Source organism: Streptomyces sp. NRRL S-37 (genome assembly GCF_000721605.1).
Taxonomy (GTDB): Bacteria; Actinomycetota; Actinomycetes; order Streptomycetales; family Streptomycetaceae; genus Streptomyces.
Genome location: NZ_JOIZ01000021.1, coordinates 23855 through 41819, shown reverse-complemented (window position 1 = coordinate 41819; position 17965 = coordinate 23855). Strand labels below are relative to the sequence as shown.

General features: G+C 72.8%; 13 protein-coding genes, 1 other RNA gene and 1 pseudogene. 4 read left to right on the top strand and 11 right to left on the bottom strand.

Features of this window, described 5'->3' with window-relative positions:
* Positions 1–14: 14 nt before the first annotated feature.
* Positions 15–305, bottom strand: a pseudogene (locus IH50_RS38070) (LysR family transcriptional regulator); the annotation flags it as partial.
* Between the two features lie 193 nt (positions 306–498).
* On the opposite strand from IH50_RS38070, the gene IH50_RS0128775 reads away from it, so the two are divergent.
* On the top strand, positions 499–1506 hold the full coding sequence (locus IH50_RS0128775) for a LacI family DNA-binding transcriptional regulator (RefSeq protein ID WP_030868514.1): 1008 nt from the start codon (positions 499–501) through the stop codon (positions 1504–1506).
* Positions 1507–1603: 97 nt separating this feature from the next.
* Here the strand turns inward: IH50_RS0128775 and ssrA are convergent.
* The 5 genes from ssrA to ftsE all read right to left on the bottom strand — a co-directional run bounded on the left by ssrA (position 1604) and on the right by ftsE (position 5528).
* Positions 1604–2007, bottom strand: a transfer-messenger RNA (tmRNA) gene (ssrA, locus tag IH50_RS39150).
* A 116-nt stretch (positions 2008–2123) separates the two neighbouring features.
* A complete protein-coding gene (gene smpB, locus IH50_RS0128770) occupies positions 2124–2603 on the bottom strand; it encodes an SsrA-binding protein SmpB (protein WP_030868512.1) in 480 nt (159 codons plus the stop codon).
* 60 nt (positions 2604–2663) lie between these two features.
* The gene (locus tag IH50_RS0128765; RefSeq protein WP_199822156.1) at positions 2664–3824 is read right to left on the bottom strand and encodes a S41 family peptidase; all 1161 of its coding nucleotides are present in this window, start codon (positions 3822–3824) and stop codon (positions 2664–2666) included.
* Between the two features lie 67 nt (positions 3825–3891).
* Positions 3892–4809: a permease-like cell division protein FtsX gene (gene ftsX, locus IH50_RS0128760; protein ID WP_030868508.1), complete on the bottom strand. Its 918-nt coding sequence runs from the start codon at positions 4807–4809 to the stop codon at positions 3892–3894.
* A gap of 29 nt (positions 4810–4838) precedes the next feature.
* Positions 4839–5528, bottom strand: coding sequence for a cell division ATP-binding protein FtsE (gene ftsE / locus IH50_RS0128755; protein WP_030868506.1), 690 nt, complete (start codon positions 5526–5528; stop codon positions 4839–4841).
* Positions 5529–5860: 332 nt separating this feature from the next.
* Between ftsE and IH50_RS0128750 the strand changes: the two genes are divergently transcribed.
* Positions 5861–6052, top strand: a complete 192-nt coding sequence (locus IH50_RS0128750) for a hypothetical protein (RefSeq protein WP_030868504.1) — start codon at positions 5861–5863, stop codon at positions 6050–6052.
* A 99-nt stretch (positions 6053–6151) separates the two neighbouring features.
* Here the strand turns inward: IH50_RS0128750 and IH50_RS0128745 are convergent, their stop codons facing one another.
* The 4 genes from IH50_RS0128745 to IH50_RS0128730 form a co-directional block, all read right to left on the bottom strand.
* Positions 6152–6859 (bottom strand): hypothetical protein, encoded by a 708-nt coding sequence (locus IH50_RS0128745; protein ID WP_030868501.1) that lies wholly within the window; start codon positions 6857–6859, stop codon positions 6152–6154.
* A gap of 307 nt (positions 6860–7166) precedes the next feature.
* Complete coding sequence (gene prfB, locus IH50_RS0128740) at positions 7167–8273, bottom strand: peptide chain release factor 2 (protein ID WP_030868498.1); 1107 nt, start codon at positions 8271–8273, stop codon at positions 7167–7169.
* A 207-nt stretch (positions 8274–8480) separates the two neighbouring features.
* Complete coding sequence (locus tag IH50_RS0128735) at positions 8481–9725, bottom strand: serine/threonine-protein kinase (protein WP_030868495.1); 1245 nt, start codon at positions 9723–9725, stop codon at positions 8481–8483.
* Positions 9726–9839: 114 nt separating this feature from the next.
* Positions 9840–11546: a serine/threonine-protein kinase gene (locus IH50_RS0128730; RefSeq protein WP_030868492.1), complete on the bottom strand. Its 1707-nt coding sequence runs from the start codon at positions 11544–11546 to the stop codon at positions 9840–9842.
* Positions 11547–12052: 506 nt separating this feature from the next.
* On the opposite strand from IH50_RS0128730, the gene IH50_RS0128725 reads away from it, so the two are divergent.
* Complete coding sequence (locus IH50_RS0128725) at positions 12053–15745, top strand: FHA domain-containing protein (RefSeq protein WP_030868489.1); 3693 nt, start codon at positions 12053–12055, stop codon at positions 15743–15745.
* Positions 15746–15764: 19 nt separating this feature from the next.
* On the opposite strand, the gene IH50_RS42780 is transcribed toward IH50_RS0128725, so the two are convergent.
* Positions 15765–16364, bottom strand: a complete 600-nt coding sequence (locus tag IH50_RS42780; RefSeq protein WP_234328252.1) for a hypothetical protein — start codon at positions 16362–16364, stop codon at positions 15765–15767.
* Between the two features lie 194 nt (positions 16365–16558).
* Between IH50_RS42780 and IH50_RS0128715 the strand changes: the two genes are divergently transcribed.
* Positions 16559–17965: an ABC transporter substrate-binding protein gene (locus tag IH50_RS0128715; RefSeq protein ID WP_030868484.1), complete on the top strand. Its 1407-nt coding sequence runs from the start codon at positions 16559–16561 to the stop codon at positions 17963–17965.

Here is a 17965-nt window from a genome sequence, read left to right as displayed (position 1 = left end):
TCAGGAGTGAGACATCACCGGGCCGCCATCACGACAATGTCCCGCTCGGGCAGCCACCCCCGGCCCGGCAGCCGCAGCCGGCCCTCCTCGGCGGCGACGACAGCCGCCGCCCGCCACAGGGCGTCCAGAGCGGGATGAGTCAGCCCTTTCCGCCACACCAGGGACACAGGTGACAGCGGAACCGGGTCCACGAGAGGGCGCAGAACCGTCGAAGGCAGTGGCGGAAAATCGACCACGGCGAGGATCGGGTGACGCGTCCTGGCCATGATCTGCTGGAACTCCTCCTCCCCGACGGCCGGGTACGGCGTGCCGGTGGCGGCGGCCGTGATCGCCCTTCTCGTGGCCCTCTGTGCCTTTGTCCCGTTCGGGCCGTCGAACCGCTCCACCGATTCCCTCCCGGCCCATTGACGGTCACGGATCCCGCACATACCTTCACCCGTCGAAGCGCTTCGAAACCGCTTTCTGCATCCCCGCGGACCGTGCAGATGAGGACGCCCGATGGTGAAGATCACGGATGTGGCCCGGCGCGCCGGGGTCTCCCCCAGTACGGTCTCGTACGCGCTCAGCGGCAAGCGTCCGATCTCCGACGCGACCCGGCTGCGGGTGCAGGCGGCCGTCCGCGAGCTGGGTTACCGCGCGGACGGCGGTGGCCGGGGCGCGGCCGGCCACCGGTCGAAGGTGCTGGCCCTGGCGGTCCCGATGCGTTCCGGTGTCCATGTGCCGGTGGTCACCCAGTTCGCGGTGTCGGTGGTCACCGCCGCCCGCGCGCACGACCACGACGTGCTGATGCTCACCCAGGGCGAGGGCGAGGAGGGCCTCGGGCGCGTCGCGGGTGCCCGGCTGGCGGACGGGGTGATCGTGATGGACGTACAGCTCCAGGACTCCCGGCTGCCGTTGTTACGCGCGGGGTCCTTGCCGTCCGTGCTGATCGGCGTGCCCGCCGAGCCGGACGGGCTGACCTGTGTCGACCTGGATTTCCGGGCGGCCGGTGAACTGTGCGTGGACCATCTGGCGCGGCTCGGGCACCGGGTGGTGGCGCTGGTCGGCTCGCCGCCGGAGGTGTACGTGCGGCGGACCGCGTTCGCGCGGCGGCTGGTGGAGGGCTTCACGGCGGCCGCCGACCGGCACCGGCTCACCTCGGCCGTGCGTCCGTGCGGGGCCGGCCGTGACGCCGCCCGCGCGATCGCCGGGCGGCTGGTGCGTGAGCTGCCGTCGCTGACGGGGGTGGTCGTGCACAACGAACCGCTGATCGATCCGCTGATCGACGCCTTCGAGGAGCTGGGGCTGAGCGTCCCCGGCGATCTGTCCCTGACCGCCGTCTGCCCGTCCCCCGTCGCCGCGTCGGCCCGCGTCCCGGTCACCTCGGTCGCCGTGCCGTCGGCGGAACTGGGCACCCGCGCGGTGCACCTGCTCCTGCGGAAACTGTCCGGTGCCCCCGTGCCGGAGGCCACGCTGCTGCCGCCCCGGCTGACGGAACGGGCGAGCACGGCACCGCGCGGGGCGTGACCGGCCGGGGCGGCATCGGCCCGGCACCTCGGCTTCCCGGAGCGCATGACAAAGGCCCCGTCGCTCGAAGCGACGGGGCCTGTGCCCACATGGGGTGGAGTGGAGATGGCGGGAATCGAACCCGCGTCCAACGGTGCGGAACCAGGGCTTCTCCGTGTGCAGTCGGCTGTGCTTTTCTCGGCCCCGGAGATCACGCCGACAAGTCTCCGACGGGCCCAGTCACTGTGTGGTTTCCCTCTTCACCCCGTGACCGGGATCAAGGTTTAGTTCCCTAGCTGATGCCAGGATCCGGGTCGGGAACATCCCCGGGCTGACACTCCCTTAAGTAGGGGAGCCGCTGCTCGCTACCTGAAGATCAGGCAGCGAGGGCGAGCTCGCCCTGGGAGACAGATCGCTTGGAATTGGCGATTATTTTTTTCGGCCTGTGGTTTACGAGATCATGGCCGCTTCCTCGACACGCTTCCCCTGCTTCGACAGCCGCTGTCGAAACCGATCATCCCCATGTTGATTTTTCAAGTCCCTCCGAGGAGGGGGCCGCACCCGCTGTGGGTGCTGTCGCCATCGTACGTGACCAACGCGGGTCGGTGCCAGCGTATTCCCCGGCGCTCCGCGCGGGCCTACGCGCGCTGCTTCCTGCGGACCGCCGAGATCGCCCGCTCGGTCTCGCGCCGGTCCTGCTTCTCCCGGAGCGTCTGCCGCTTGTCGTACTCCTTCTTGCCCTTGGCCAGCGCGATCTCGACCTTCGCGCGGCCGTCCTTGAAGTACAGGGCGAGCGGCACGATGGTGTGGCCCGTCTCCTGGGACTTGGACTCCAGCTTGTCGATCTCCTCGCGGTGCAGCAGCAGCTTCCGCTTGCGCCGCGCGCTGTGGTTCGTCCAGGTGCCCTGGCTGTACTCCGGGACGTGCACGTTGTGCAGCCACGCCTCGTTGCCGTCGAGCTGGACGAAGCCGTCCACCAGCGACGCCCGGCCCTGGCGCAGGGACTTCACCTCGGTGCCGGTGAGGACCAGGCCGGCCTCGTAGGTGTCGATGACGAGATAGTCGTGCCGCGCCTTCTTGTTCTGCGCGATCAGCTTGCGCCCTTTTTCCTTAGCCATAGTGCCGCCCATTTTCGCACTACGGAGGGGGCCGGCGGGAAGCCGATTATCGACGGTGCCCTATCGGCCGAGCCCGCTGAGGACCGTCTCGGCCCGCTGGAGGGCCTCTTCGTCGGCCTCCAGGTCGGGGGTGAGGCCATGGCCGTCGACGCCGCGGCCGGAAGGGGTGCGGTAGTGGCCGACGGTCAGCTCGGCGACGGAGCCGTCGGGCAGCTCGGTCGGCATCTGGACCGAGCCCTTGCCGAAGGTGCGGGAGCCCACGACGACCGCGCGGCCGCGGTCCTGGAGGGCGCCGGTGAGGAGTTCGGCCGCGCTCATCGTGCCGCCGTCGACGAGCGCGACCAGGGGTCTGGTGGTGTCGCCTCCGGGCTCGGCGTGCAGGGCGCGCTGCTCGCCCTCGACGTCGTACGTGGCGACCAGGCCGCCGTCGAGGAAGGCGGAGGCGGCGGTGACCGCCTCGGCGACCAGGCCGCCGGAGTTGCCGCGCAGGTCGAGGACGACGCCGGCGCCGGCGGGGGCCTGCCGTACGGCGGTGCGGACCTCGTCGCCGGAGCCCTTGGTGAAGGCGCCGACCTTGACGACGGTCACCCCGGAGGCGAGCTCGCGGACCGTGACGGTGTCCCGGGACAGCCTGGTCCGGCGTACGGTCTCGTGCCATGTGCGCGTGCCGCGCTCCAGACCGAGCCGGACGGTGGTGCCGGCGGACTCGCCGGTGGTCTCGCCGCGCAGTAAGGAGACGACCTCCGTGACGGGCCGGCCGTCGACCCGCTCGCCGTCGACGCTGCGCAGCCGGTCGCCCGCGCGGATACCGGCGTCGGCGGCGGGCGTGTCGTCGCCCACCTTCGTCACCTCGATACGGCCCTCCCGCTCGCGGGCCCACAGGCCGACGCCGGTGTACCAGCCGTCCAGGGCCTCCTCGAACTCCTCGTACTCGTCCGGGGAGTAGACGGCGGCCCAGCGGTCCCCGCTGCGGCTGACGGCCCGCTGGGCGGCCTCCATGGGGGAGGTTCCGTCGGCGGCGGCTTCCTCGGCCGCCCTGGTGACGTCGGCCTGGTGGCCGACGGGAGCGGCCGGACCGGTTCCCTCCGCCGTGGTCCCGCCGTCGGCCTCGGGGAGGTTGCCCGTGGCCGCGCCGGCGACGAGCACGCTCGCGAACACCAAGGTCAGGGCGGCCCCGCGGCGGATGCGGCGGGGCTGACAGAACAGGGCACGACCTGACATGCCGGTGAGTCTAGGACAACGCGAAGGGGCGCACGGCCGGTTGGCCGCACGCCCCTCTTGGCAAGAGTCACACCTTCAGGTACTTGCGCAACGCGAAGAACGCGGCCAACGCCGGCATCAGCAGACTGGTCGCGAGGATCAGCGGAAGCTTCGTCAGGACGGCGTCCCAGCCGATGAAGTTGATCAGGTTCAGCTTCTCCGACAGGGCCAGTCCGTGGTCGATGATGAAGTACCGGCCGAGCACCAGGAACCCGCACGCGAGGATGCCGCCGATGAGTCCGGCGACCGCGGCCTCCATGATGAACGGCGTCTGGATGTAGAAGCCGGAGGCGCCGACCAGGCGCATGATGCCGGTCTCGCGGCGCCGGCTGAACGCGGAGACGCGCACCGTGTTCACGATCAGCATCAGGGCGACGACCAGCATGAGCGCCATCATCGCGAGGGCGGCGATGTTCATGCCCTCCAGCAGCCCGAAGAGGTTGTCCAGGATGCCCTTCTGGTCCTGCACCGACTGCACGCCGTCCCGCCCGTCGAAGGCGGTCGCGATGACCTGGTACTTCTCCGGGTCCTTCAGCTTGATGCGGTACGACTCCTGCATCTGGTCCGGCGTCAGGGAACTGGCCAGCGGGGAGTCGCCGAACTGCTCCTTGTAGTGCTTGTACGCCTCGTCCTGCGACTCGTACGACACCGAGTCGACGACCGACATCTTCTCCAGGTCGGTCTTGATCTGACCCTTCTGGTCGTCGGTCACCGCGCCCTTGGCGCAGTTGGGGTCGGACTCGGCGTCAGCCTTGTTGCACAGGAAGATGGAGACGTTGACCTTGTCGTACCAGTAGCCCTTCATGGTGTTCACCTGGTCGTTCATCAGGAGCGACCCGCCGAACAGGGCTAGCGACAGGGCAACGGAGACGACGACGGCGAAGGTCATCGTCAGGTTGCGGCGGAGACCGACGCCGATCTCCGACAGGACGAACTGGGCGCGCATGGCGTCTGATCAAGCCTTTCCGTGGAGCGTCAGTGCTGGTAGCCGTAGACGCCGCGTGCCTGGTCGCGGACGAGACGGCCCTTCTCCAGCTCGATGACGCGCTTGCGCATCTGGTCCACGATGTTCTGGTCGTGCGTCGCCATCACCACGGTGGTGCCCGTCCGGTTGATGCGGTCGAGCAGCTTCATGATGCCGACGGAGGTCTGCGGGTCGAGGTTGCCGGTGGGCTCGTCGCAGATGAGCAGCTTGGGCCGGTTGACGAAGGCCCGCGCGATGGCGACGCGCTGCTGCTCACCACCGGAGAGCTCGCCGGGCATCCGCTCCTCCTTGCCGCCGAGCCCGACGAGGTCGAGCACCTGCGGCACGGACTTGCGGATCTCACCGCGCGACTTGCCGATCACCTCCTGCGCGAAGGCGACGTTCTCGGCGACCGTCTTGTTCGGCAGCAGACGGAAGTCCTGGAACACGGTCCCCAGCTGGCGCCGGATCTGCGGCACCTTCCAGTTGGAGACGCGGGCGAGGTCCTTGCCCAGGACGTGCACCTGTCCGTGGCTGGCCCGCTCCTCGCGGAGGATCAGCCGCAGGAAGGTGGACTTTCCGGAGCCGGAGGACCCCACGAGGAACACGAACTCGCCCTTCTCCACTTCCAGGGAGACGTCCCTGAGTGCGGGGCGGTTCTGCTTGGGGTAGGCCTTGGACACGTTGTCGAATCGGATCACGGATGCACCACGGTTAGCCGGGGGTAGATGAGCGTGACCATACGCGACCCGGGCAGGCGTGCGCAGGCACCGGTAGGGGTTGTGGAAGAGATGCGCCCTTTTGTTCCAGCGCCAGGGGTAAGGGCAGCTCCCTGAGGGCGCGGGGCCGTGACGTGTGCGGCTCCGCCGCGTGGGCGCGAGCAACCCCGACGGCGCCGCAGCCGCGAACCCCCGGAACCACCCCTCTGGGAGCGACCCGGCGCAGCTTCCGCGGGAACCTGGCACAGTGGAGGGGAACGTTCGCGAGAAGGTGGGCGTTGTTCATCTGGAACCGGTGCGAGGAGGGCGAGCGCATGACGTACGACCGGCTGGTGTGCGCGAACTGCGCCGCGCCCGTGAGCGAGGGCCGGTGCCCGGTGTGCCGCGCGAACCGCGAGCGGCTGCAGCAAGGGAACTTCTTCGCGGGACTGAACCCCATGACGCTGATCGCGCTGCTGGCGGTGCTGGTCGCGGCGGTGGCGCTGCTCGCCCACCAGACCGTCTGACGCCGGTCACGCAGACATGGGCGAAGGGCCCGGAGCGTGGTTGCGCTCCGGGCCCTTCGCCCTACGTCATGCGTACGGTGCGTACGCGCGCGGCCACCGTCAGGCGGCGGCGCCGCCGCGGCCGGACATCATGCGCGGCAGCACCCGGAAGCCGATACCGCCGGCGATCATCGTGGCGGCGCCGATCAGCAGGAACGTGGTCTCGGCGGCACCGGTCTCGGCGAGCTCCTTGCCGTCGCCGCCCTGGGCCGAGGTGGCCGGGACGTCGTCGCCGGTCTCGGTGAGGGCCGAGGAGCCCTGGTCCTGCGGAGAGGCGTTGTTGCCGCCGTCCGGGGTGGTGCCGGTGTTGCCGTCACCGTTGTCGTCCGGGGTGGGCTCCTCCTCTACGGGGTTCTCCCCGCCCGGGTTCTCCCCGCCCGGGTTCTCGCCACCTGGGTTCTCGCCACCGGGGTTCTCGCCACCCGGGTTCTCGCCACCGGGGTTCTCCCCGCCCGGGTTCTCCCCGCCCGGGTTCTCCCCACCGGGGTTCTCCCCGCCCGGGTTCTCCCCACCGGGGTTCTCCCCGCCCGGGTTCTCCCCACCGGGGTTCTCCCCGCCCGGGTTCTCCCCGCCCGGGTTCTCCTCACCCTCGTCTTCACACTCCGGGTCGACCACGAGGTCGCAGCCCGGGTCCGGCTCATCGCCGGCGGTGATGCCGATGTTGAAGTCGAGCGCCGAAGCGGCACCCGCCGCCGACAGCGAGGCACCGGCCGCGATCACGGCGCCGGCCGCGATCCGAGCGACACGGATCCGCGTCTTCTTCGTCATATGGTTGCTACCCCCAGTAGCTCATCGTCAATGAGGCCGCGCTCGGGGCGGTGATCAACGGGGGTAACTGCGATGAAACGCCCCCCGGTTCACATGCGCCCCAGAGATACGCATGCCACGCTTCACCCTTCCCATTTTCCAAAAGAACGTCAAGGCCGTTGCGTACGCGATGTCCCCCTACGCACGCTTTGCGCGAAAACGAAACTGTGAGTGTGATGTAAATCCCGGATACCACCGGACGAAAAAGGCAACCGCCGTCCAAGTGACGGCAGTTGCCTTGTCGACAAATCAGTGTTCGCGCGGGAGGTTACTTCTCCTGCTGCTTGCGCCAGCGAATTCCGGCCTCCAGGAAGCCGTCGATCTCGCCGTTGAACACGGACTCGGGGTTGCCGACCTCGTGCTCCGTGCGCAGGTCCTTGACCATCTGGTACGGGTGCAGCACGTACGAACGCATCTGGTTGCCCCAGGAGTTGCCGCCGTCGCCCTTGAGGGCGTCCATCTTGGCCTGCTCCTCCTGACGGCGCCGCTCCAGGAGCTTGGCCTGGAGGACGTTCATCGCGGTGGCCTTGTTCTGGATCTGGGAGCGCTCGTTCTGGCAGGAGACCACGATGCCGGTGGGGAGGTGGGTGAGGCGCACCGCGGAGTCGGTGGTGTTCACGCCCTGGCCGCCGGGGCCGGACGAGCGGTACACGTCCACCCGCAGCTCGGACTCGTCGATCTCGATGTGGTCGGTCTGCTCGACCACGGGGAGGATCTCGACGCCCGCGAAGGAGGTCTGGCGGCGGCCCTGGTTGTCGAAGGGTGAGATGCGCACCAGGCGGTGCGTGCCCTGCTCGACGGAGAGGGTGCCGTAGGCGTAGGGCGCCTGGACGGAGAAGGTGGTCGACTTGATGCCGGCCTCCTCCGCGTACGACGTCTCGATCAGCTCGGTCTTGTAGCCGTGCTGCTCGGCCCAGCGCAGGTACATGCGCTGGAGCTTCTCGGCGAAGTCGGCGGCGTCGACGCCACCGGCCTCCGCGCGGATGTTGACGAGCGCCTCACGGGAGTCGTACTCGCCGCTGAGCAGCGTCCGGACCTCCATCTCGTCCAGCGCCTTCCGGACCGCGGCGAGCTCGGCCTCGGCCTCCGCGCGGGTGTCCGGGTCGTCCTCCTCCTCGGCCATCTCGAAGAGCACGGAGAGATCGTCGATCCGGCCCCGGAGCGCTTCGGCCTTCCGCACCTCGGCCTGGAGGTGGGAGAGCTTGCTGGTGATCTTCTGCGCGTCGTCCGGGTTGTCCCACAGGGACGGCGCGGCTGCCTGCTCCTCGAGCACGGCGATGTCTGCCCTCAGCTTGTCGAGGTCCAGAACGGCCTCGATCGACTCCATGGTCGAGGAGAGGGACTTGAGCTCTTCGGATACATCGACGACTGCCACGCCCTCCAGCGTAACGGCTCCGCGCGTCGGCCCACGCAGTGCGGCGGGGCCGGGGCGGGGCATTACCCGGCTGGGCCCGTGGGGGCAGGGCGGCTTCCGGCCGTGGGGCGGTCGTTTGTTTCGCCCCCGCCGCCCCTTCCCGTCCCGTCCCTGGGGGCTCCGCCCCCAGACCCCCGTTCGCGCAGTTCCCCGCGCCCCTATGGGGGGTCAGGGGTTCGCGGGGGCCGAGTTCCGCGTGTCCTGGGGCGGGGCCGCCTCGTCCTCCGTCGTGGCCAGCCACGTGCCCACGCCCGCCGCCACGAGTACCGCCGCCGCCACCGCCAGGGTGAGCCGGCGGCGGCGGGTGACCGCGCGGTTGCGGGCGGAGCCCGGGCGGCGGGCGCCTGCCGCGCGGGGGGCGCGGGCCGTGCCCCGGGCGCCGCCGGCCAGCTCGTCGGGGGACGGCACCCTCATCGAGGTGTGCGTGTCACGGTTGGAGTCGGCCGGTTTCGCGCCCGGCACCAGCGGGACCGCGCCGCGGCGCCGCACCGGCGCCCCGGCGGCCGGGGCGGGCCCGGAGGACTGGAGCTCCTCGCCCGCCTCTTCCGCGGGCTCGGTGTCCGGCTCGTCCACGTCCAGCGGCGGCATCCCCGCCAGCATCGGCAGCAGCTCCCGCAGCCGCGCGCCCAGCTCGGAGGCGCGCAGCCGGGACGCCGGGGCCTTCGCCAGGCACTGCACCAGCAGCTGCCACAGCTCGTCCGGGATGCCGGGGAGGGGGACGACCGTCTCGGTGACGTGACGGCGCAGGACCGCGCCCGGGTGGCCGCCGCCGAACGGTGTGAAGCCGGCGAGCAGCTCGTACAGGACCGTGGCCAGCGCGTAGATGTCGACCGACGCGCGCGGGGGCAGGCCCTCGACGATCTCCGGGGCCAGGTAGTCGGGCGTTCCGATGATCTTCGTGGCGCGGGTGCGGCGCGGGGTGTCGATGAGTTTCGCCACGCCGAAGTCGGTGAGCAGGGCGTGGTGGGAGCCGCCGGGGCCGAGCGGGCCCTCCATGTCGAGCAGGATGTTCTCCGGCTTCACGTCCCGGTGCACGACCCCGGCCGCGTGGGCCGCCGCCAGGCCGTCGGCGACGTCGGCGACGATCGCCACGGCGGCCTCGGGGGCCAGCCTGCGGTCCCGGTCGAGGCGGGTGCGCAGGTCCGTGCCCCGGACGAGGTCCATCACGAGGGCGAGGTCGTTGCCGTCGACCACCAGGTCGCGCACGGAGACGACGTGCGGGTGCTCCAGACCGAGCAGCGCCGTCCGCTCCTGCACGAAGCGGCCGACGAGCTCCTGGTCCGAGGAGAGATCCTCACGCAGCAGCTTGATGGCGACGGGCCCGTCGGGGCCCTCGCCCAGCCACACCGTGCCGGCGCTGCCCCGCCCGAGGATCTGGTGGGCGGTGTACCGGCTGCCGATTCTCCGTGCCAAGACTGCTCCTACCGACGCGTGTTGTCGCCAAAGCTACGCGTCCGGGGCGCCGGCCTTCACAGCGGATCCGGAAATCAGCCCCCAGGTGTCGACAAATCAGTAAACAAGCTCGGTTCAGTTCGTCCCGGAGGGCACCGAGGGCTCGTCGGAGCCGCCCAGGTCCTCGAACCAGCCCGTCACCGAGCCGAACCAGTCGCTGAGCTGGTCCCAGTAGCCCTTGCCGGTGCCGATCCAGTCCTGGAGCGGGCTCAGCTCCCAGATGAGCCAGCTCGCGACGAACAGGATGAGGAGCGTGAACAGGCAGCCCTTCAGGCAGCCCAGGCCGGGGATGCGCATCGGGTTGGCGCCGCGCTGCCGGGGCTGGCGCGGCTCCCGGACCGGACGCTGCTGCTCCGGCGGCGGGGGCGGCGGGGCGTAACGCTGCGGCTGCGGCTGGGGCTGCTGCCGGCGCTGCGGCTCCGGCGGCGGGGCGTACTGCTGCGGCGGGGGCTGTTGCGGGTAGCCGTATCCCGGGCCGGGCCGCTGCTGGGGCTGCGGGCGTCGCTGCTGCGGCTGCTGCGGTTGCTGCGGCGGCTGCTGGGGGCGGGCGACCTGCCGCTGGGGGCGGCGGCGCAGCGGGTCCTCGCTCGGGTCGAGGTACTGGACCTGGGTCTGCTCGTTGCGGTCGCGGGCCGCGCGGAGCTGGCTCTGCCAGGGGTGCGGGTCCTCCGGGCCGGCTCCGGGGCCGCCGGGCTGTCCGGGCGGCACGGGGGGCATGACGGCCGTGGGGTCGGCGGCGCCCGCCGGACCGCCGGTCTGCGGCAGGACACTGGTCGCGCCGTTGGGGTCGTAGGCGCCCGCGCCGTGCGGCAGCACCTGCGTCGGGTCGGCGTCGCCGGGCGCTCCGGGCGTACCGGGTACGGGCGCGGGGGCCGGGTCGGGGGCGAGGAGCGCGCCGACGTTCTCGGCGGCGGCGATCTGCGCGGAGTTCGCGTGCACGCCGATGCCGTCGGCGACGACGCGCAGGCCGCGCGCGAGGTTCTCGGCGCTGGGCCGCTGGTCGGGGTTCTTGCGCAGGCAGCGCTCGATGACCGTCCACAGCGGGTCGGGGACCGTGGAGGGGCGGCGCGGTTCGGCGCTCAGGTGCTGGTGCAGCACCTCCAGGGCGGAGCCGCCGGAGAACGGCGGACGGCCGGTGACCAGCTCGTAGAGCAGGATGCCGGCACCGTAGATGTCGACGGCGGAGGTCTGCGGGCGGCCCTCGGCGGACTCGGGCGCGATGTACGCGGGCGTGCCGACGAACTCGTGGGTGCGGGTCAGGCCCGGGGAGTCGGCGAGGCGGGCGATGCCGAAGTCGGTCAGCATCGGGTGCATCTCGCCGTTCTGCTGCTTGAGCAGGACGTTGGCGGGCTTCAGGTCGCGGTGCACCACGCCGTCGGCGTGGCTGGCGCCGAGCGCGTCGGCGATCTGCGCGGTCAGCAGGGCGGCGGCGACGGGGGTGAAGGGGCCGTTCTCGCGGAGGTGGCGGTGCAGGTCGGGGCCCTCGACGAGGTCCATGACCAGTGCCAGCAGATCACCCTCGACGACCAGGTCGCGGACCCGGACGATGTTGGGGTGGGTGAGCCGGAGCAGGACGGACCGCTCGCGGAGGAAGCGCATCACGACGTCGGCGTCGCCCGCGAGCTCCTCCTTGAGGACCTTGATCGCGACGGTCTCGCCGGGCTGTCCGGGCACGGCCGCCTCGGCGCCCGCGGTCTCCCGCTGGCGGGCTCGCCAGACGGTCCCCGTGGCGCCGCGACCGAGCGGCTCCTCGAGGAGGTACTTGCTGCCAACCGGCCGCACGTCGCGCTCCCTGCTGCTTGCCTGGCGTACACCGTGGTCCACCGTCTTACGGAATGTTCCGACCCACTGTAGTGCCGCCGCGCGGGATACCGGCTGGTCGTCCTCGACGTGATCTCACGGTGATCTCGCGGCGGATCCTGCGCGGGTGATCCCACGACGGGTCCTACGTACCGGCCCCCGTCCGGGTTCGAAGGGTCCGAATCTTTCGAAGGAAAGACGCTCGACTCGATCCGTTGGTTGCCGCATGCCGAACGTGACCGATCTCAAGTGGGCTCGGAACGATCATTCGCTCCTCACCGGTCAGGCACTTTTGAGGGCAGAGCCGACCAATCAAGATCATTTGCTGCCGGAGGGCGGGCGCGTTGTCGGTGGCAGGTGCGAGGATGCGTGCAGTACTGGCCGTACGTGCGCGTGTGGCGGTGGGGGAGGTCCGCGGTCGGGGGATCCGCGGGGCGGTGGTGTCCCCCGCGTCGCGGGCGCTCGCGCAGAAGGGACCGCTGACGGCGATGCAGATCCGGCTGACCGTCGTAGACCCGCTGGGCCCCTCCTCCCCCGCGCGGGAGCGGGCCGCGAGCTGCGACGTGCTGGTCACGGCACCCGCGGGCACGGCCCTGGCCGCGGTCGCCTCCGCGCTGGCCGCGGCGGTCTCCGGCGGTGACGGCTCGTCCGGCTCACCGGTGCTGTACGCCGGTGACCAGCGGCTCGACGCCCAGCGCTGCACACTGGGCGAGCCGCCGCTGATCGACGGCGCGGTGCTGGCCGTGGGCGCCCCCGGCGAGCCCGAGCCACATCCCGAGCTGGACGAGGCCCCGACCCGGCTGCACGTGGTCGCCGGGCCCGACGCGGGCGGGGTGCACCTGCTGCACGGCGGCGAGATCCGCATAGGCCGTTCCGCCGACGCCGACGTGCCGCTCGACGACCCGGACGTCTCCCGGCTGCACTGCGCCGTGACGGTCGCCCCGGACGGCGGCGTCTCGGTCGCCGACCTCGACTCCACCAACGGCACGACCCTGGACGGCCGGCGCGTGGGCCCCCGCCCGGTCCGCCTCGCCCCGGGCGCGCTCCTGCGCATCGGCGAGTCGGCCCTGCGCCTGACCCCGGCGGCGGGTCCCTCCGCGCGAGCGGCCACGACACCGGACGGCGAGGGGTACGTACGGGTACCGGGGGCGCGGGGCGGGGAGGGGGCCGGGGCGTCCGGGCACGCCGGCGGTTCCCCGGGCGCCGCCGACTCCGCACGCGCGCGTGCGGAGCGTACGGAGCCGGTGTCCCCGCCGCGCGCGCGGACCCATCACACCTACGGCTCGGCGGAGTGGGCCGCCTCCGGCGACGGCGCCGGGCACGCTCCCGGCGTCCAGGACCCGCCCGGCCCGCGCACGGGCCGGGCACCGCTGGTGCCCGGGCAGGGGGGCGCGCCGGACATCGAGGCGGAGGAACGCGCCACCGGCCGGCGGGCGGTGCGCGTCGTGGCGCGCGGGGACGTGCCCCGGGTGCCCAAGGGGCGGCGCGTGTCGCAGCCCGGGCCCGTCGGTGACGAGACCCACGCGGGCAGCGGCTCCCTCGACGGCGGTTTCGGTCACGGTGCCGTCGCCCCGGGACACCGGCCCTCCGACGCGGCCCACGGCGACTCCCGGGACGAGGCACCCGCCGCCGGGCGGCACGGTGAGGTGCCGGACCGTGGCTCCTCCCGCGCGGCCGACGACGCGCAGTACGGCCGGTACGCCGACGATGCCCGTGGCGGGCGGCACGGCGGGGTGCCGGACCGCGGCCTCGTCCGGGCGGATGACGACGTGCAGGACGGGTGGTACGCCGACGATGCCCGTGGCGGGCGGCACGGTGAGGTGCCGGGCCGTGGCCCCGCCCGCACGGCCGACGACGCGCAGGACGGGCGGCGTGCCGGCCGGGGTTCCGCTTCCGTGGCCGGTGACGGGCTCGGCGGGAGCGGGGGCGGTTCCCGTACGGACACTCCTCCGCGGGGGACCGAGGTCCCGCAGCCGCCCGCCGGGCGGAAGCGGGGGGGTATCGGGGCCTGGGCCCGGCGGCTGACCGGGGGACGGCAGGAGCGGGAGGCCGCGGGCGCGTGGGACGGGCGCCGTGAGGAGCCGGGCGGGTTCACGGCCGGACCGGCCCCCTTCACCCCCGTACTGCCCGAGACCTGGCCGGACCCCGCCACGCTGCTGCTGACCGCGCTCGGCCCCGGCCCCCGGCTGTGGGAGCGCGGGCCGGACCACCCGGAGGCGCTCGCGGTGCGGCTCGGCACGGCGGACCGGCCGGCGCCGGACGGCTCGGGTCTGCTGCCCGCCGTACCGGTGACCTCGGGGCTGCGCGAGGCCGGCTCGCTGGGGCTGGCCGGCCCGCGCGAGCGGCTCGCCGGGCTGGCCCGCGCGGTGCTCGCCCAGCTCGCCGCGCTGCACTCCCCCGACGCCCTGGAGATCGTCCTGATCGCCGCGGACCGCTCCCGCCCCCTCGCGGAGCGCACCGCCGAGTGGTCCTGGCTGGGCTGGCTGCCGCACGTACGCCCGGGGCACGGCCAGGACTGCCGCCTGCTCCTCGCACACGACCACGAACAGGCCACGGCCCGCGCCGGGGAACTGCTGCGCCGGCTCGCGGACCACGCCCACGCGGCCCCCCGCATATCCGGCGGTGAAGGGCCGTACACCGTGGTCGTCGTGGACGGCGACCCCGGCGGCCCCGACGCGCGCGAGGCGGTGACGCGGCTGGCCCTGGAAGGGCCCCGGGCCGGGATCCACGTGGTGTGCCTCGCCGAGACGGCCGCCGCCTCCCCCGCGTCCCCGGTGACGGAGACCTACGAGGCGGCCTGCGCGGCGGCGCCGGCGTTCCGGCGGTGCGGGGCCGTCGCCCTGCTCAGCGGGGACGTGGCGACCGCCCTGCGGCTGCTGCGGGTCACCGGGACCGGCCCCGTCGGCCACGGCACCCTCGCCACGGTCGACGCGGTCTCCCCCGCCTGGGCCGAGCGGTTCGCGCGGGCGCTCGCGCCGCTGCGCACGGACGGCACCGACGGGGAGGGGCACGCGCACGTGTCGGCGCCGCTGCCCCGGTCGGCGCGGCTCCTCGACGAGCTGGGCCTGGCCCGGGCCACCCCGGCCTCGCTGATGGCCCGCTGGGCGGACGCGGCCGACGACACCCGGGCGCTCGGCGGACGCGTCACCGCCGTCCTGGGCGCCGGACCGCGCGGCCCGGTCACCGCCGACCTCGCCGCCGACGGACCGCATCTGCTGGTCGAGGGGCCGCCCGGCAGCGGCCGTACGGAACTGCTGCGGGCGGTCGTCGCCTCGCTGGCCGCCGCCGAGCGTCCCGACCGGCTGGCCGTCGTGCTGGTCGACGGCCGGGGCGTGCCCACGACGGACGACGCGCCCGGCGAGGACCTGCGCGTCTGTACGGACGTACCGCACGTCACCACGCACCTGTGCGCCAACGACCCGGTGCGGATGCGGGAGTTCGCGCAGTCCCTGAGCGCCGAGCTGAAGCGGCGCGCGGAGCTGCTGGGCCGGTCGGACTTCACGGAGTGGCACACCGGGCGGGAGCTGTCCGACCGTATGGTCGCCCAGCGCACGGCGGTCGCGTCCCGCGCGGAGCAGCACAACGGGGACCTCGACACCCCGCCCAGTTCGACGCTGCGGCTGCGGCCGGGCGCGGACCGGCGCAGGACGGAGGCCGCGCCGCCGCTGCCCCGGCTGGTGGTGGTCGTGGACGACCTGGACGCGCTGGTGTCCCCTGCGCTCGGTTCGCCGGGGCGGCCCGCCGCCGGATCGGTGATGCGGGCGCTGGAGGCGGTGGCGCGGGACGGTGAGCGGCTGGGCGTGCACCTGGTGATGGCCACCGGACCCTGCGCCCGTACGGCGCAGAGCGAGCCGGTGCGGCAGGCGTCGCTGCGGGTCGCGCTCGACGCGGTGGTGCCGGGCGGCGGACCGGAGGCGCCGGCGCCGGGGCGGGGGCGGGTGGTCCGGCCGGACGGGCGGGAGACGGCGTTCCAGGGGGGCCGGGTGACCGGCCGTATCCCGCGGACGGCGACGCTGCGGCCGACGGTCGTGCCCCTGGAGTGGCACCGCATGGGGGATCCGCCGGCCCGCCGGCAGGTGCGCGAGCTCGGCAACGGGCCCACCGATCTGGCGCTGCTCGCCAGCGCGTTGGAGCGGGCGGCCCGTCAGGTCGCGGCGGCGGAGGTGCCGTCGCTGCTCTAGCTCCTGGGACGGAGGCCCGTCAGTGGCCTCCCCGGTTCTCGACACAGGGGCCCATTCCGGGCTGAGGCTCGGCGTAGGCGCCGTGCACCTCGGTGGTCAGCTCGTCCTCCGTCACCCGGCCGGACACACAGACGATCCCCGTGTGCACGTGGTAGTACCCGTTGCCGATGGAGACGCCGTGCTCCTCGCCGCAGCCGAGACGGGCCAGTGCCGCCGCGACCCGCTCGTCGTCGAAGCGGCCGTACTCACCGGCGCCGCCCTCCTCGCGCACCTTCTCCAGCTCCGCGCGGATGAGCTTCGCCGACGCCGCTCCCGAGGCCCTCTTCTCCGGTGTCATCGACGCCCGCATCCGGTAGGCGTGGTTCTCGGCATAGTGCGGGGCGCCGTCCCCGCTCTGCTCCCGGCCACCGTCCGTGCTCCCGGTGGGGGACGCGGAGGACGCGGAGGGGGAGGGCAGCCCCGTGGGCGCCCCGGCGGGCTGGGCGCACTTCGGCCGGGGGCTGAAGGACGGCCGGGGACTCGACGGCTGCGCCGCCTGCCCGCCGCCCTGCTGGGTCCCGCAGGCCGTCATGGTGACCGCCAGGAGGGCGACCGCGGTGACCGATCGTCTGATGAGCATGTCCACAGCATTCCGCCCGGGGTCCGCGCTGTCATGAGTCGGGGTACTCACCGGCCCGTGACCCGTGGTCACGACGCGGTCACGATCCCCTACTTGACACGGGACGCGGTCTTGCCACCCCCACCCCCCGGGCGTAGACCAGAGCGCACGGGACAGCGCTGGGCGTTCGACGGAGTACGAAGAACGGGGCAGTGATGCGCAGGACGAGCAGGATCATCCGGACACGCAGGCCGTCTGAGAACCACCTGGCGGCCCCCCGCACCCGCAGGGCCGCCGCGGTGCTCGCCGCGGGGGTGCTCGCGGTCTCGCTCACCGCGTGCGGCGGTGGCGACGACGACAAGAGCGACGACGAGGACAAGGGCGGTGGGACCGGCGCCACCGGAACCACCGTCACCTTGCCCAAGCTGGACGGCGAGAGCCTCGAGGTGGCCGCCGTGTGGACCGGCGCCGAGCAGGCCAACTTCAAGAAGGTCCTCGCGGAGTTCGAGAAGCGCACCGGCGCCAAGGTGACCTTCGTCCCCGCCCAGGACCCGATCATCAACTTCCTCGGCTCGAAGGTCGCGGGCGGCGCACCGCCGGACGTGGCGATGCTGCCGCAGCCGGGCGCCATCAAGCAGGCCGTCGACAAGGGCTGGGCCAAGCCGCTCGGCGCCGAGGCGGCCAAGGAGCTCGGCGAGAACTACTCGCAGGGCTGGCAGGACATCGGCAAGGTCGACGGCAAGCAGTACGGCGTCTACTACAAGGCCGCCAACAAGTCGCTGATCTGGTACAACGCCCAGGTCTTCGAGAACGCGGGCGCCGCCGAACCCAAGACGTGGGACGAACTGCTCACCACCGCGCAGACGGTGTACGACTCCGGTGTCACCCCGTTCTCGGTCGGCGGCGCCGAGGGCTGGACGCTGACCGACTGGTTCGAGAACGTCTACCTCTCGCAGGCCGGGCCGGAGAAGTACGACCAGCTCGCGAAGCACGAGATCAAGTGGACGGACCCGTCCGTCAAGGAGGCGCTGACCACGCTCGCCGGGATCTGGGGCAAGAAGGACTACGTCGCCTCCGGCGCACTGGGGACCGACTTCCCGACGTCCGTGACGCAGACCTTCACCGGCGGCGACCAGCCCAAGGCCGGCATGGTCTACGAGGGCGACTTCGCGCAGGTCAACATCGGCGAGACCAAGGCGGAGGTGGGCACGGACGCGAAGGTGTTCCCGTTCCCGGCCGTCGGTGACACCGCGCCGGTGGTCTCCGGCGGTGACGCGGCCGTGATCCTGGAGGACTCGAAGGCGGCACAGGCGCTGGTCACCTTCCTGGCCTCCCCCGACGCGGCGGCGATCCACGCGAAGCTGGGCGGCTTCCTCTCCCCGAACAAGAGCGTCGACTCGTCGGCGTATCCGAACGACGTGCAGAAGAAGATCGCCGAGGCGCTGGTCGCGGCCGGTGACGACTTCCGCTTCGACATGTCCGACCAGGCCCCGCAGGCGTTCGGCGGCACGCCCGGCAAGGGTGAGTGGAAGATCCTCCAGGACTTCCTGAAGAACCCCAAGGACATCGCGGGGACGCAGGCGAAGCTGGAGGCCGACGCGGCCGCGGCGTACGGGAACTGA